The sequence below is a fragment of the Acinetobacter sp. 24-47-47 genome (assembly GCF_057737035.1).
Window position 1 is genome coordinate 345459 of sequence record NZ_CM173216.1, and the last position, 14181, is coordinate 359639.

Consider the following 14181-nt stretch of genomic DNA (forward strand, 5'->3'; position numbering starts at 1 on the left):
CCGACGGTGCTGCCATGAGTGTTCTTAGTTGCAGGTACAATTTTGCTCTCGTACCTTTTATATATTTTGCGCTAGTATAGGTTCAAACCTTGATCAAGCCAATTGGCTGAGTCGCTTTATTTTCCGTCAGCAGGGCATAAACCATGGTAAAACAAAATGATTCTATAACAGCACAGCCTGATTCACTTGTACCTGATGATAAAAACTTAATCAATATCGTACAATATCTAAAAGATGCACAGTCAAGTCACAAAAGGTCAATCCCACCTCTTGAACAATGGAACCCAAAGCATTGTGGCTCAATGGATTTGAAAGTAAAAGCGAATGGTGAATGGTGGCACGAAGGTCAATTGATTAAAAGACAAAGCCTCATTGACCTATTCTCGACAGTACTGTGGAAAGAAGACAACAAATTTTACTTAAAAACACCCGTTGAGCAAATCGAAATTGAAGTCGAAGATGAACCTTTATTGGTCAATCAGGTAGATCAAGTCGAGATTCAAGGGCTTTCTTATCTACAGCTAACAACGACCACTCAAGATCTCATTATTGTGGATCAAGATCATCCAATCTTTATGCGTGATTTTCAAGGAGAGATGCGTCCTTACGTGCATGTGCGTTTCGGCATCAACGCATTGATACAACGATCAACTTTTTTTCATTTAGTTGAAATGGGGGAGTTGAGCGAAAATGAGCAAGGTGAATCAGTTTTGAATTTAAAAAGTGGTAATCTGCTATTGCAATTAGGGACTTGAGGTTTAAGCTTAGCCCATTCATTTAAGCATTATAAAAGTAGTCGTTGAGATGTCTGCAATTTTACCCCAACCGAGCTCTAATGAGCCTATGCCTCATGCACTTGAACATGCCCCTATTGGGATTTTCGACTCGGGGATTGGTGGTTTATCAGTTGCATTGGAAATAGCAAAATATTTACCCAATGAGCATATCCTTTACTATGCAGATACAGCTCATGTCCCTTATGGTCCGCGCGAAGATCAAGATATTCGTCAGCTCACAGCACATGCAATTGAGTGGTTGTATCGTCAAGGATGTAAAGTTGCGGTTGTTGCGTGTAATACGGCATCAGCTTTTAGTCTGGATTACTTAAGGACACATTATGGTGAGCGATTTCCGATCATTGGGTTGGTTCCTGCGTTAAAACCTGCAGTGTTACAGACACAGTCTAAAGTAGTGGCTGTATTGGCGACTCCAGCGACTTTTAGAGGCCAGTTAATCAAGGATGTAATGCAGAATTTTGCAGATCCTTTAGGTGTTAAAGTTCATCAAGTCACCAGTTTGGATTTGGTTCCTTTCGTGGAAGCAGGGCAACAAAATTCGCAAGCCTGTATTGCAACATTACAACGGATACTTGATCCCGTCATGCAAGATCAAGCCGATTATTTGGTGTTGGGTTGTACGCATTATCCATTTTTAAAATCAGCAATTGAGCATCTTTATACAGAGCGACTGACTTTGGTTGATTCAGGATTTGCTGTTGCACGCCAAACAGCAAGAGTCCTTATCAAAAATAAATTCAATGCTACTCAACCATATGACAAATCAGTGCAGTTGCGTTGTGTCGTCAGTGGCGGAAATGCGCTTGAACTTCAGCCTGTACTTCAAAATATGATCGGGCATGAAATACTATGGTCAATTGAAAATTTAACTGATACATTCGAAGAAGAATGATCAATATCAAGCTATATATTTTAAGCCTTATGAGTAAGGCATTTTTACCTAGATGCAGGATTGGATTAAGGCATGCTAGATAAGCGTTACCAAGTGTTTATTACAACTTCTGGTAAAGAGATGCAGCCAGAACGTATGGTTGTGTCTCAAACGCTGATCGGTATGGGTTTTTTTTCATGGGGTTTAGAACAAAGAACACCTGTAACAACCGCTTTTGCACGCCGTCAAATTGATGATTGTGATTATGTACTTCTGCTTTTAGGAAGCCAGTATGGTGAGCAATCTGTCTCTGGCATTAGTTACATGCACTTGGAATATATCTATGCAGTGACTAAGCAAAAGCCCATCATTGTATTTATGCATGAACAGCCAGAATCGCGTGCGGAGCATTTACGAGAGCATGAAGCGGATCTTCAACAGCGCTTTCAAAATTTCCGTCAACAGATCGTGAAAGAAGTTGATCAGGTCGTATGTTTTAAAAGTGCTCGTGAATTAGAGCTTGCACTCAGGTCTCATATGCCTCAAATGCTTGAGCGTTACCCTGTTTTGGGTTGGGTAAGACCACAAAGCATTCAAGCAAAACAAGATGAGATTGATCGATTAAGAGCTCAGCTGGCACAAGCAAAAATGGAACAAACCAAATCTGAAGTCGATCCTTTTCTATCTTTGCCTAGAATAGAGTGGGATGATCAATTCAGTTTTGATTATCGTATGCATGCCTATGTTGATAGTCATTTTAAAGAAATTATTTGTATACGTTCCATGCGATGGCATGAAATTTATACTGTTCTTGAGTCTCAATTTTCCCAAGCAACACCAGAAGATTTTTATTCTAAAGTGTTGAATCAGTATTTGACTGATACGGGGCTGGTCGATGCTCAATTGCAACTTCCTAAGGCACATATGGTATCTAGAGCACAGATTAATGTACGTGCATTGCATACCATCAAGCAACAAATGCGTAATAATGAATGGATCGTTCCTGTAGGACGAGATGATCGTCAGCGGATGTTATGGAAATGCATGAATAAATAGATCAAGTTCATATGATAGTTTTTCTCTTTCATTCACATTTTAAAAAGCAATCATAAAATCACGCCGAATTTACTTAGACTCTGATAAAGTATTTCTTAATTAAACAGTGAATTGATGTGGATCAGATGTCTGAGTTAAAGCCGAAAATCACCGTAATTATTGCCAACTTGGGAACACCAGATGCCCCTACAGTGCCTGCGGTACGAACTTTTCTAAAACAGTTTTTATCTGATCAGCGTGTGATTGAGATTCCATCGTTTTTGTGGAAAATTATCTTACATTGTTTTGTTTTACCATTTCGACCAAAGCATGTTTCTGAAGCATATGCGCAGGTGTGGAATGAAGATTCACCTATGCGTGAAATTCTGTTAAAGCAAACAGATTTAATCCGTCAAAAAGTTATTCAAGATTATCCAGATTTTGAGGTTCAGGTCGTTCCTGCGATGACTTATGGTCATCCTAGTATTCATGATGTTCTAAAAAAACTCTCTCAGACACCGCAAGATCACGTCATTTTATTTCCACTTTTTCCTCAATATTCAGCGACATCTACAGCACCTTTGTATGATGCATTGGCGAAATGGGTTTTAACGCAGAGAAATTTACCTGGCTTAAGTTTAATACGCGATTATTATCAACATCCAAAATTTATTCAGGCTTTGGCAAAGAGTGTTCAGGTTTTTCAGGCGCAACACGGTAAAGCGGAAAAATTATTAATGTCTTTCCATGGGATTCCTCAGCCTTATGCAGATAAAGGTGATCCATATGCCGACCGTTGTAGAGTTACAGCGAAAAAAGTCGCAGAGGCTCTGGGATTACGTGACGATGAATGGGCTATCAGTTTCCAATCACGATTCGGTAAACAGGAGTGGGTCAAGCCATATACAGATGCGTTGCTGACTGAATGGGGACAACAAGGAGTTCAATCTGTCCATGTGCTCAGCCCTGCTTTTTCAGCAGATTGCTTAGAGACTTTAGAAGAGTTGGCTGTGGAAAATGCCGAAACCTTTAAAACGGCTGGCGGGAAAGATTATGTCTATATTCCAGCATTAAACACTGATGCAGCACATATTGATTTGTTGGTCGATTTAGTAGAAGCTCAACTGGATGCACTCAAGATTACCCTTCAACATTCTGCATAAATTTAAAGGTTCCTATGCTTCAAGTTAAAATTATTCCTGTGACAGCATTTCAGCAAAATTGTTCCTTGGTTTGGGATCAAGAGACCAAAGAAGCTGTGTTAATTGATGCTGGAGGTGAGCCTGAAAAAATTATGCAAGTTGTGCAAGAGTTAGACTTAACCGTGAAGGAGCTATGGTTAACTCATGGTCATCTTGATCATGCTGGTGCGGTCGGAGCATTGGCGCGAGAGTGGGGTATTCCAGTAATTGGTCCTCATAAAGAAGATGCATTTTGGTTAGATATGATTCAGGAAGTTTCAGCACGATATGGGTTTCCGATACCTGAACCTGTTGTGGTTGATCAGTGGCTTGAAGGTGGTGAAACTTTAAAATTGGGGGATGAGTCCTTTGAGGTTCGATTCGCTCCCGGTCATACGCCTGGCCACGTCATGTTCTATAATGCTAACTATGGCTTGTTATGGACTGGCGATGTTCTTTTCAAGGGTTCAATTGGTCGAACAGATTTTCCCAAGGGAAATCATCAACAGTTGCTGGATTCGATTGAGAGAGAATGTTTTAGTTTGCCAGATGAAACACAGTTTATTTCAGGGCATGGTCCAATCAGTACCATTGGCTATGAGAAAAAGTTTAACCCGTTTGTGGCAGGTAAAGCTGGTTAATTAAAAACGAAAAAAGTGATCTCGATTGATGTCATTCAATTCCCAAAAGAGAAGGGCAGCGGCTAACACAAATAGTGCAGAGATTAAAATCAAGACGAAATCATGTTGATAAATGCCTAGACCTGCAAAAAGGAGGCCTAGGCAAGATAAAATTATACTGAGTGTGAATGTGAATTTATAAAGTCTCATGTATTTATGAAGGTAGAATTGTTGTTTTAATGTGATTATCATCACAATATCACAACATAAACTTAAATAAAATCACATTTATTGAGTTTTCTTAAAAAAGCTAATTTTTTTGTTTGTGTAAATATAATTGAATTATTCTTTTAATATTGAGCAAAGTTGGCATTATTCATGATATTCCCCTTGATCAGCTTGAGGAGAATCCTGTGTCGGAAGGCGATATTCATCATTTGCCCAAGCCCCTAAATCGATAAGTTTGCATCGTTCAGAACAAAATGGACGAAATTCATTGCCAGTCCATTGACTAGGCTGTCCACAGCGTGGGCACGGAAATGTTTTTGACATAAATGAATCCTAGTAAAATAAAACAGCTAAAATAGGCAAAAGCATCTAGAGTTGCTAGACTTGTCGCGTTTTCATAAGTTTGATCTGATTATGCCGATTCGTCAATTTCAAGCACAGCGTATGCATGCGCCACGCGACTTTCAACCGATTCTAGCTGAACCACTATGTGTTGAGATTGGGGCGGGTAAAGGTAAACATGCTTTATTGTTTACGCAACAAAATCCGCAAAGACAACTAATCGCGATTGAACGAACTAGAGAAAAATTTCTAGCGATGCAAAAACAGCATCAACTAGAGGGACAAACCAATTTGCGACCTGTACATGCAGATGCAATCCCTTGGATCGTACATGCGCTATTTCCACAGCAAGTTGAAGATTTTTTTATTTTATATCCGAATCCTGAACCTCATAATCCAGCGCAACGTTGGTTGAATATGCCTTTTTTTGAATTTTTACTGTCTCGATTGCAACCGAATGGTACGATCACTTTAGCCAGCAATATTCCTGAATATATTGACGAGGCAGAGCAACAACTGATTAATGTTTGGAACCTTTCTTATGTTAAAGAACGAATCTCTTCAACTTCGGCAAGAACGCATTTTGAAGTAAAGTATCTAGAGCGTGGTGAATTATGCCAGCAGTTGATTATTCAAAAACCTGAAGCGTACCAAACTCGCTTCGATCACTTTATGCCTCTGCAAGGGCAAATGCCGATCTCTTCTGAAAATCAACAAACGAATAATCTATGAATTTGGAATATTCAAAGCGAATCGCAATCGTAGGCGCAGGTCCAGCAGGTTTAATGGCTGCTGAAGTTTTATCTGCTCATCCTGCATTTGAAGTTCATATTTTTGAACAAAAGCCTTCAGCTGCACGTAAATTTTTGATGGCAGGTAAAACAGGTTTAAATATTTCTCATGCCGAACCTATCGATCAATTTATTGGTCGTTATGATCATGCCGAATGGCTTGCACCTTGGGTAAAAAAATGGGATGCGCGTTGGATTCGAAATTGGATGAAAAACCTAGGGATTGAATCCTATGTTGGAAGCTCTGGTCGTATATTTCCCAATGAAATGAAAGCAGCTCCATTACTGCGTGCTTGGTTAAAAAGTTTAGTAGATACCAAGGTCAATTTTCATTATCGGCATCAAATTACCGCGCTTAATCAAAATGAACTGACAGTTTTTGATACTCAATCCAATTCAATACGAACTGAGCAATTTGATGCGATTGTATTGGCGTGTGGCGCTGTGTCATGGGCACAGTTGGGTAGTGATGGGGCTTGGCAGTCATGGTTGGCTAAAGAAGAGTTAAAAGCGTTTTCCCCGAGTAATGCTGGTGTAGTCAGAGCTTGGTCTTCGTATATGGAACCTATATTTGGCTCGCCACTCAAACGAGTTGAAGCTTGGGTGGATCATCAGCCCAAAGCTAAGGGTGATATCGTGATCACCCATTATGGTTTGGAGAGTGGGTTGGTCTATAAGCATGGTCGGGCACTTCGAACACAATTGCAATATCAAGATTCCATGGTTTTAAATTTAGATTTACTGCCAGAATTATCTGAGCATGAAATCATCTCTAAACTTAAGAATGCTAAGAAGCAAAGTATTAATAATATTTGGCGAAAAATGGGATTAGACACTGCAAAGTCAAATTTATTACGTGAATTAACCCCAAAGCATGATTGGGCGATTGCAGAGAAAATGGCTCAGCATATTAAACATTTATCTATCAAACTAGATGGTTTTAGACCCATTGAAGAAGCCATTAGCTGCGCAGGTGGTGTACGGGAAATTGCCTTGACTAAACAGTTACAGTTGAAAAGTAATCCAATTGTTTTCTGCTGTGGAGAGATGTTGGATTGGGATGCCCCGACAGGTGGTTATTTACTTACAGCATGTTTTGCAACAGGTCGAGCAGCAGGATTAGGTGTAATTGAATACCTAAATAAAACTGTTGAAAAAGACTAGCCAAGCGCTAGTCTTTATTTATGATTATTTCGCAGTGAGTGCATTTCCTTCAAATTTAATGCCATCCCATCCATGAATCATGAATTGACGGATATTTTGATGATCTGATGCTTCAGGTGTCGCCAGAACAGAAGCGTAGTGTTCTGCAAAAAGCTGTAATGTTTGTTCTTGAGAAAGACCATTTAATTTGGCAAAGGAAAAAACTTTAGCACTCCCTTGATTTTCATTACTGGCATTATATTGTTGACCATTACTAAATGCGGTTGGCGTATGTGTATAACCTGCTTCAATAAATGAAATTACGTCGGCAAATTTTGCTTCGCCATTTTTTAATTGTTCCAATAATGCTTGAGCCATAATTGAGTCCTTACACGTTTAAATTTGCTACATCTTAACGAAAAAAGCGTGAATCCAAGACAATAATTCGTTACTTTTTAAGGTAAAAATATGATCAATACACGAGAACGGACATAATATGAGTTGGTTATGGGTAGCATGTGGTGGAGCGATTGGTGCAACACTTCGATATATGACCAGTATGTGGTTCATGCAAAATGCAGATCAATTTCCATGGGCAACTTGGATTGTGAATATCTTGGGCTGTGTTCTAGCAGGGGGATTTTTTGCATTCAGTTTACAATATCCTGTATTACAACATGAGGCTCGCCTATTTTTTATGGTTGGCATATTAGGTGGTTTTACCACATTCTCAAGTTTTGGCTTGGAAACTTTTCAATTGATAAAATCTGGGCAATACAATTTGGCACTGATGTATGTTGTGAGTAGTATCATGATTGGACTCTTGGGATTGGTTTTGAGTTTTTTCTTTACTCAATTTTATTTAACCAATAAATAACGATAAGAATAAAAAAAAGCCTAAATTGGAGGAGTAAATTTAGGCTTTAAAATAGTGAGAGTCGAAAATTTTTTTATTTACGTTTAAAGCGACCGAAACGCTTATTGAAACTTGCCACACGACCTTCATTATTGGCCTGACGGACCTCACCAGTATAGAAAGGGTGCGAAGCACTTGAAATATCTAGCGTGACATAGGGGTAAGTTTTCCCTTGATATTCTTTTGTTTGCTTTGACTGAATCGTACTACCGATGATGAAATACTGATCTGCGTTGGTATCATGAAATAGTACTTCATGGTATTCAGGATGAATATTGGGACGCATGAAAACACTCCGAATTATTTATATAATGTTATAATATAACATAACAATAATGAGGATTGTAAGGTCTTGTTAGTTTTTTCAAATCGGAACGAGCGTTTCAAACAAATCATTGAGATTGTCATCGACCTTTAAGTTAATCAGATTCCAATAGTGTCCAGAAATCGTACGATTGACCATTAATGTGTCTGGAGAGGGCTTAAATGTATCCCAATACTTAAGTGATTTTTTCACTAAAATGACGCCATCATGATGAGATGAGTTTTCAGCAAAATTGTATTGAGTGGTAAGGGGTCTGAGCAACACTTCTAACCATTGTTTGTAAAGTTCCTCAGGGAATTTTCCTGTTTCAGCAAGAGCATCCAACGCGAATAGATGTTGTTCAATCTCTTGGATATTTTCAGCACGACCAGCGCGAACTAATTTTTTAAATCGATCCACCAGTTCAGCAGATAAGGTTTTAACACCACCAAAATCATAGATGATGACACTACCATCTGAGCGGAAAGCAAAATTGCCAGGATGCGGATCACAATGAAAGCGTTTTAGATAGAAAATCTGATGGCCAAGAGCCTGAATTAGTCGACGACCAATTTCGTTACGTGTTTCAAGCGGCCAAGTGCTTGCGGTTTCAATATTGTCACCTGCTTCTAAGCTCAATGTAAGAACTCGTCTGCTGGAATAATCTTTGAAAACTTGTGGGATAATAATTTTAGAATCCAATGCTTGATGGAAGGTTCTAAATACCTCTAAATTTTGCGCTTCAATTTCATAGTTGAGCTCTTCGTGTAAGCTGTCTTGAATTTCTGCAAATAATCGATCTTGTAATTTTTTATCGACTTTTAATACACCCATCAAACGTAAAGCCAAGCGGACTTGTTTTAAATCGCTTTCGCATGCTTCATCTACGCCTGGGTACTGTACTTTTACAACGACTTCTTGGCCATTTTTTAAGGTTGCTTTATGAACTTGCCCAATCGAAGCTGCTGCAAAAGGTTGTTCATCAAATGTTTTAAAAACATCTAACAGTGGCTGACCAAGTTCTTTTTCAACTTGTTGCTTGATTTGCTGGAAGGGCATCGCAGGGGCTTGACGTTGTAATTTAGCAATAGCCTTTGCGACTTCAGGCGGGAAAATATCTTTGTATTGTGATGCAATTTGACCAACTTTCATTACAGCACCTTTCATTTCCCCAAGGGTGTCTGCAATTTGAACACCAATGTCTTGAAAGAGCTTACTGCGTGCTTCGTTTTTTTTATCATCATCTGCATTAAAGGTGCGGATAGAGTTGGACACGGTTTTAGTAGCAATACTTGCAGTCATACCTGCGAGTTTCATGAAACGACGGCCGGGAGAGCTCGCTTTGTTTGCCATGAGTTGAGAACCTCGATTCATTATTTTCATCTTCTGATTTGATCATAGGCGACAAATCAAAAGATGCATATTTGAAATTGTTAATGAGTTGTAAGTAAATGATTGGCATAAAAAAATAAATCCCGAGCATTCGGGATTTATTGTTCATGATGATTGACTACGCTCAAGTCGCTGATTATTCATATATAAACGTCCGAGTAAGAGTACACAGGCAATACTTAACCCCACGATCAATCCAATCCATACACCCGCAGGACCAATGTTGGTAAATCTAGAGAGATATACGCCTACAGGGAATGCAATCACCCAATAGGCAAGCATAGTAATCCACATAGGACCCTTCGTATCTTGCATGCCTCTTAGACATCCTGCAGCACTGATTTGCCAAGCGTCCATCAGTTGGTAAGCAACAGCGAATAGCACCAAGTAAACCGCAATTTGAGTCACCAATACATCAGAGGTATATAACGCGACAATTTGATGGCGGAAGACCCACAATAAAACCATGGTCATTACTGCCAGTACAGTACTTGTTGCTAAACCCAACCATTGGACTTTACGCATAGATTGGTAATCCTTTTCACCATAATACGTTCCCACTCGGATGGTAAGTGCGATCGCGAGAGACATCGGGATCATAAATAATTGTGACGTAATGGAGATGGCGATCTGATGCGCTGCTACCGTAATTTCACCCAATGGACTCAATACAATTGCTGCAGTACTGAAAATACTGACTTCAAAGAAGATAGCCAATCCAATTGGGAAACCTAAAGCAAGGATGCGTTTTAACCAGTAGCGATCAATTTTTTCAAAATGACTAAAGGGTTGGGTTTTTTGATATGCCTGATTATTCAAGATATACAATGCCAACGTGATCAGCATCAGCCACTGTAGAATTGCCGTTGCAAATCCACATCCAGCACTTCCCAATGCAGGAATTGGACCTAGACCATACATAAACACAAAATTAAGCGGAATAAGTACGACTAAGGCCATTAAACTGATCACAGTCACTGGGCGTGGATTACCAATCGCCTCAGAGTATCCTCGTAGTGCAGCAAACATGGTGACCGCTGGCATACCGAATCCAATCGCATGTAAAAATAGGCCAGCTTTATGGTGAAGTGAATCTGGAACGCCAAGAAGAGGAAGCGTATAGGGAAGAATCTGTAAGACTAGACCAGCAATAATCCCGAGAACTAAAGCAACCCATAATGCTTGTCGTGTAATAGTGGCAATTTTCTCTGGAGTCCTCGCACCGTTTGCTTCAGCAACCAACGGCGTTGTTGCAATCATAATACCGCTAAATAGCAACATGACAGGAATCCAAAGACCGACCCCGACAGCAATTGCCGCTAAGTCTAATGCAGATAAATGTCCTGCCATAATGGTATCAATCAGTCCTAATCCTGCTTGCGAAAATTGCGTAATCAAGATTGGGATCATGAGATGAAATAGTTTTTTTAATTCATAACTGATGTTGGAAGTTGCAGTCACATTAGACACAAAAATTACTCATCGTTTTTATGTGCTTAGAATGAAGGTTTAGCGTTGTAAAGTGAGAAGCACACCTATAAAAATCACCACGCCACCCAAAATGCGCTGCCAATTAATGGCAATTTTTTCTGTACCTAAAATTCCAAAATGGTCGACTATCATGGACATAACAATCTGTCCAAAAATAATTAATGCCGATAAGGTTAAGAAACCTAATTTAGGTGCGGAATAAATACTAATACTGATGGCATAAACACCTAAAAAACCGCCAAGCCAAAGATGCCAAGGAATTTGTACAATTTCGCTCAATTGTGGTTTTTCAGTCTGTTGAAAAAAAACCAGTATTGCGAGAACTATTGTACCAATCAAAAATGATAAAAGTGCAGCTTGTAATGGAGAATATAAATATTCACGTAATTGTGTGTTAATCGCAGTTTGGAAGGTCATTGCGATTCCGATCCCCAGCGCTAAAGGGATAAAGAATAAAAATTGGCTCGCGACTTTAAACATAAATGCACCCACGTCCTTGTTTTATATTGAGTGTAAAGTAAAAACTGAATCAGTTCTGAGCGTTATGGTGTAGTCATGTTAAAATAAGTTTTTTAAGTTTTGAGCTGTACGTTTGGCTACTTTGAATCCACAAGATATTCCATTGTCACTTTATATTCATATGCCGTGGTGTGTGCGTAAATGTCCATATTGCGACTTTAATTCGCATGCAGTACCCAATGGGGCATTGTCCATGGCGTTGGAGAAAGAATATTTACAAGCATTGGTTGAGGATTTCAAAACACAGATAAATTTTGCTCAGGGTCGTCAAATTCATAGCGTGTTCATAGGTGGAGGTACTCCTTCTCTCATTTCTGCTCAAGGGTATCAATGGCTATTTGCTCAGCTAAGCGCTTTGATTCCGTTTGAGGATGATTGTGAAATTACCTTAGAAGCCAACCCGGGAACGGTAGAACATGATCCATTTGCAGATTATTTAAAGGCGGGGATCAATCGGTTGTCTTTAGGTGTCCAAAGCTTTAACTCGAATCATCTTCAAAAACTGGGGCGTATTCATTCCAACCAAGATGCAATTTCAGCAATTGGTTTGGCGAAAGATGCAGGCTTTAAGCGAATTAATGTCGATTTAATGCACGGCTTACCTGAACAAACGCTTGAACAAGCATTACTTGACTTAAAACTTGCCGTGGAGCACGGTGCTACACATATCTCGTGGTATCAGTTAACCATTGAGCCCAATACCGTATTTTTTCGAACTCAACCTATATTGCCTGTCGATGATGTATTAGAAGAAATTCAGGTACAGGGTGAGGCCTATTTAATCGAAAATGGTTTTACTAACTACGAAGTGTCGGCTTGGCGTAAAGAAAAACCTTCAGCACATAATTTAAATTATTGGCAATTTGGCGATTACTTAGCAATTGGTGCTGGTGCGCATGCTAAAGTGACGCTAAGTGATGGTGTATATCGTTACCAAAAAACACGATTACCGAAAGATTATCTGGCGAAAGTCCCTGCAGAGCATTTACAGTTTAAGAAAATTGAAGCTGATGAAATGCCATTCGAATTTATGATGAATGCACTTCGACTTAATCAAGGTGTACCAACCTCACATTATGAAGCTCGTACAGGTTTATCTTTGCAAACAATCCAAGATCAAGTTCAATCATTGATTGACAGAAAATTAATGGTAGATGATCGAAATCGTTTGTCATGCACTGCTCAAGGACATTTATATTTGAACTCATTGCTTGAGGAGTTTCTGTAAGTTCTATAGTTAAACTCCAATGTAATTTTTAACACTGAAACTGTTAAATCCACATTTATTTCGCTTTTTTACTGTGAAAATAATGATGAGTCTTTTAATGGTTCTCATCACGATAGGTATTAAAAATGAAATTGGTTCTAGTGGCTTCAATCTTGGGATTGGCATTCGTTGGTTGTGCTGATAAAAACAAAAATAGTGATCAAATGTCAGAACAAGAGAGACCAGCGCATTTAAATGCTGAAGCTTCAGCGCCTGTTGATCAAGTTGCTCGTGCTGAAGGTGAACAGGTGATCCATTTTACTGGACCAATGGATTTAACATTAGAGCTAAAAACAAAAGACAATTTTCAGACGGCAGAACTCAGGGATAACTCGGATGCGGTTTATCACTTGAAGAGCGCGGTTGCTGCAAGTGGTGTAAAACTTGCAAATAGAGATGGTATTTCAATTCATTTTAAAAATTTCAATGGTTTGAATGAGGGAACAGTTGAACTCGTGAAAGATAAGCCAATAGAGATTAAAGAGTACCGTGAGCATTAAAATATATGCATTAATTTACAACACCTGATTGGTTGTTCAATCAGGTGCTTTTTTAATTCCTTAATTTGAGCTTTGATCTTCAACATACTTTTTTAAATGATTGGCCATTTCCCACTGAGAACCAATAAAACGATACAGGGCTTCAACTTCTTGTTTTGTCGCGCCTTGAATAAATTGATCGTCTAAAGTTACTTCAATAGTTCGTTCAAATTCTGTGCTATTGGCGTTGATACGATCAAATTCATAGGTAATTTTTGAATGGATTGGGACTTGAGCAAATTGTTCTATGGTTGCGATAACAAACTTCTTATCTTTCTCAAACTCAATCACATGCCATTCATTACTCCAATCTTTTATGCCTGGAATCGGGCTGCTAATAAATTCTTTGAAAGTCGTACCTTTTTGAACACGAATATTCTTAGGCTCAATGGCTTGAGTTGCACCCACATTAATTTTTGGCCAAAGATTCACATTGGTTAAAATATTGAAGACTTCACTCACAGGGCGATGAATAATGACCTCAGCAGATCCACTCGTCGAGTAATTCAAATGCTTTGTTGAATACGTCGTGGTTTTTTTGTGATTTTTAATATCCGATTCAGCGAAGCTATTTGTAGCGAGAAAGACTGCACTGAGTAAAGAGAAGGAGATCAATGTCTTATGCATATTATTTTCCTTTTTGTATATTGATAAAAGCTCATTTGGAATATTTATATCGCTTGATCAAGATACCACTGTTGTATTCTTGCTCTAAATGTAATTTCGTATTCTTAAAGTACAATGG

General features: G+C 39.0%; 17 protein-coding genes. 10 read left to right on the plus strand and 7 right to left on the minus strand.

The window, feature by feature from the left end:
- Positions 1 to 143: 143 nt before the first annotated feature.
- The 5 genes from AC1M9E_RS01505 to AC1M9E_RS01525 all read left to right on the plus strand — a co-directional run bounded on the left by AC1M9E_RS01505 (position 144) and on the right by AC1M9E_RS01525 (position 4525).
- Positions 144 to 755 carry a DUF1285 domain-containing protein gene (locus AC1M9E_RS01505; RefSeq protein ID WP_035264966.1) on the plus strand — a complete coding sequence of 204 codons (612 nt, stop codon included), beginning with the start codon at positions 144 to 146 and terminating at the stop codon, positions 753 to 755.
- Positions 756 to 804: 49 nt separating this feature from the next.
- Entirely contained in the window at positions 805 to 1689 is an 885-nt protein-coding gene (murI, locus tag AC1M9E_RS01510; protein WP_481592062.1) for a glutamate racemase, read from the plus strand.
- Positions 1690 to 1761: 72 nt separating this feature from the next.
- Positions 1762 to 2724, plus strand: coding sequence for a DUF4062 domain-containing protein (locus tag AC1M9E_RS01515; RefSeq protein ID WP_481608147.1), 963 nt, complete (start codon positions 1762 to 1764; stop codon positions 2722 to 2724).
- 125 nt (positions 2725 to 2849) lie between these two features.
- On the plus strand, positions 2850 to 3866 hold the full coding sequence (gene hemH / locus AC1M9E_RS01520; RefSeq protein ID WP_481596527.1) for a ferrochelatase: 1017 nt from the start codon (positions 2850 to 2852) through the stop codon (positions 3864 to 3866).
- 14 nt (positions 3867 to 3880) lie between these two features.
- Positions 3881 to 4525: an MBL fold metallo-hydrolase gene (locus AC1M9E_RS01525; protein ID WP_092768141.1), complete on the plus strand. Its 645-nt coding sequence runs from the start codon at positions 3881 to 3883 to the stop codon at positions 4523 to 4525.
- Between the two features lie 351 nt (positions 4526 to 4876).
- On the opposite strand, the gene AC1M9E_RS01530 is transcribed toward AC1M9E_RS01525, so the two are convergent.
- Positions 4877 to 5056 (minus strand): DNA gyrase inhibitor YacG, encoded by a 180-nt coding sequence (locus AC1M9E_RS01530; RefSeq protein WP_481608148.1) that lies wholly within the window; start codon positions 5054 to 5056, stop codon positions 4877 to 4879.
- An 84-nt stretch (positions 5057 to 5140) separates the two neighbouring features.
- Here AC1M9E_RS01530 and AC1M9E_RS01535 point away from each other — a divergent pair, with 84 nt between their 5' ends.
- Both AC1M9E_RS01535 and AC1M9E_RS01540 read left to right on the plus strand, forming a co-directional pair.
- The gene (locus AC1M9E_RS01535) at positions 5141 to 5806 is read left to right on the plus strand and encodes a class I SAM-dependent methyltransferase (protein WP_481608174.1); all 666 of its coding nucleotides are present in this window, start codon (positions 5141 to 5143) and stop codon (positions 5804 to 5806) included.
- Positions 5803 to 7029, plus strand: coding sequence for a TIGR03862 family flavoprotein (locus AC1M9E_RS01540; RefSeq protein ID WP_481608149.1), 1227 nt, complete (start codon positions 5803 to 5805; stop codon positions 7027 to 7029). Before AC1M9E_RS01535 ends, AC1M9E_RS01540 begins: the two co-directional genes overlap by 4 nt.
- A gap of 24 nt (positions 7030 to 7053) precedes the next feature.
- On the opposite strand, the gene AC1M9E_RS01545 is transcribed toward AC1M9E_RS01540, so the two are convergent.
- A complete protein-coding gene (locus AC1M9E_RS01545; protein WP_035264987.1) occupies positions 7054 to 7386 on the minus strand; it encodes a HopJ type III effector protein in 333 nt (110 codons plus the stop codon).
- Positions 7387 to 7504: 118 nt separating this feature from the next.
- Here AC1M9E_RS01545 and crcB point away from each other — a divergent pair, with 118 nt between their 5' ends.
- On the plus strand, positions 7505 to 7885 hold the full coding sequence (gene crcB / locus AC1M9E_RS01550) for a fluoride efflux transporter CrcB (protein ID WP_481608150.1): 381 nt from the start codon (positions 7505 to 7507) through the stop codon (positions 7883 to 7885).
- 73 nt (positions 7886 to 7958) lie between these two features.
- Here the strand turns inward: crcB and AC1M9E_RS01555 are convergent, their stop codons facing one another.
- From AC1M9E_RS01555 to AC1M9E_RS01570, 4 genes are all read right to left on the minus strand, one after another.
- Positions 7959 to 8210, minus strand: coding sequence for a type B 50S ribosomal protein L31 (locus tag AC1M9E_RS01555; RefSeq protein WP_035264993.1), 252 nt, complete (start codon positions 8208 to 8210; stop codon positions 7959 to 7961).
- 78 nt (positions 8211 to 8288) lie between these two features.
- A complete protein-coding gene (locus AC1M9E_RS01560) occupies positions 8289 to 9581 on the minus strand; it encodes an ABC1 kinase family protein (protein ID WP_481608175.1) in 1293 nt (430 codons plus the stop codon).
- 144 nt (positions 9582 to 9725) lie between these two features.
- Positions 9726 to 11030, minus strand: a complete 1305-nt coding sequence (locus tag AC1M9E_RS01565; RefSeq protein ID WP_481608176.1) for an MATE family efflux transporter — start codon at positions 11028 to 11030, stop codon at positions 9726 to 9728.
- A gap of 99 nt (positions 11031 to 11129) precedes the next feature.
- Positions 11130 to 11591, minus strand: coding sequence for a DMT family transporter (locus AC1M9E_RS01570; RefSeq protein WP_035264998.1), 462 nt, complete (start codon positions 11589 to 11591; stop codon positions 11130 to 11132).
- Positions 11592 to 11703: 112 nt separating this feature from the next.
- Here AC1M9E_RS01570 and hemW point away from each other — a divergent pair, with 112 nt between their 5' ends.
- A complete protein-coding gene (hemW, locus tag AC1M9E_RS01575) occupies positions 11704 to 12858 on the plus strand; it encodes a radical SAM family heme chaperone HemW (RefSeq protein ID WP_481592059.1) in 1155 nt (384 codons plus the stop codon).
- 125 nt (positions 12859 to 12983) lie between these two features.
- Positions 12984 to 13397, plus strand: a complete 414-nt coding sequence (locus AC1M9E_RS01580; RefSeq protein ID WP_481592058.1) for a hypothetical protein — start codon at positions 12984 to 12986, stop codon at positions 13395 to 13397.
- 60 nt (positions 13398 to 13457) lie between these two features.
- On the opposite strand, the gene AC1M9E_RS01585 is transcribed toward AC1M9E_RS01580, so the two are convergent.
- Positions 13458 to 14063: an SRPBCC family protein gene (locus AC1M9E_RS01585; protein WP_481608151.1), complete on the minus strand. Its 606-nt coding sequence runs from the start codon at positions 14061 to 14063 to the stop codon at positions 13458 to 13460.
- Between the last annotated feature and the right edge of the window lie 118 nt (positions 14064 to 14181).

Coding starts and splice junctions, on each gene's coding strand:
- crcB (WP_481608150.1), top strand. CDS start 7,505: ATGAGTTGGTTATGGGTAGCATGTGGTGGAGCGATTGGTGCAACACTT.
- murI (WP_481592062.1), top strand. CDS start 805: ATGTCTGCAATTTTACCCCAACCGAGCTCTAATGAGCCTATGCCTCAT.
- hemH (WP_481596527.1), top strand. CDS start 2,850: ATGTCTGAGTTAAAGCCGAAAATCACCGTAATTATTGCCAACTTGGGA.
- AC1M9E_RS01540 (WP_481608149.1), top strand. CDS start 5,803: ATGAATTTGGAATATTCAAAGCGAATCGCAATCGTAGGCGCAGGTCCA.
- AC1M9E_RS01545 (WP_035264987.1), bottom strand. CDS start 7,386: ATGGCTCAAGCATTATTGGAACAATTAAAAAATGGCGAAGCAAAATTT.
- AC1M9E_RS01505 (WP_035264966.1), top strand. CDS start 144: ATGGTAAAACAAAATGATTCTATAACAGCACAGCCTGATTCACTTGTA.
- AC1M9E_RS01580 (WP_481592058.1), top strand. CDS start 12,984: ATGAAATTGGTTCTAGTGGCTTCAATCTTGGGATTGGCATTCGTTGGT.
- AC1M9E_RS01570 (WP_035264998.1), bottom strand. CDS start 11,591: ATGTTTAAAGTCGCGAGCCAATTTTTATTCTTTATCCCTTTAGCGCTG.
- AC1M9E_RS01555 (WP_035264993.1), bottom strand. CDS start 8,210: ATGCGTCCCAATATTCATCCTGAATACCATGAAGTACTATTTCATGAT.
- AC1M9E_RS01530 (WP_481608148.1), bottom strand. CDS start 5,056: ATGTCAAAAACATTTCCGTGCCCACGCTGTGGACAGCCTAGTCAATGG.
- AC1M9E_RS01585 (WP_481608151.1), bottom strand. CDS start 14,063: ATGCATAAGACATTGATCTCCTTCTCTTTACTCAGTGCAGTCTTTCTC.
- AC1M9E_RS01515 (WP_481608147.1), top strand. CDS start 1,762: ATGCTAGATAAGCGTTACCAAGTGTTTATTACAACTTCTGGTAAAGAG.
- AC1M9E_RS01565 (WP_481608176.1), bottom strand. CDS start 11,030: ATGATCCCAATCTTGATTACGCAATTTTCGCAAGCAGGATTAGGACTG.
- AC1M9E_RS01560 (WP_481608175.1), bottom strand. CDS start 9,581: ATGGCAAACAAAGCGAGCTCTCCCGGCCGTCGTTTCATGAAACTCGCA.
- AC1M9E_RS01525 (WP_092768141.1), top strand. CDS start 3,881: ATGCTTCAAGTTAAAATTATTCCTGTGACAGCATTTCAGCAAAATTGT.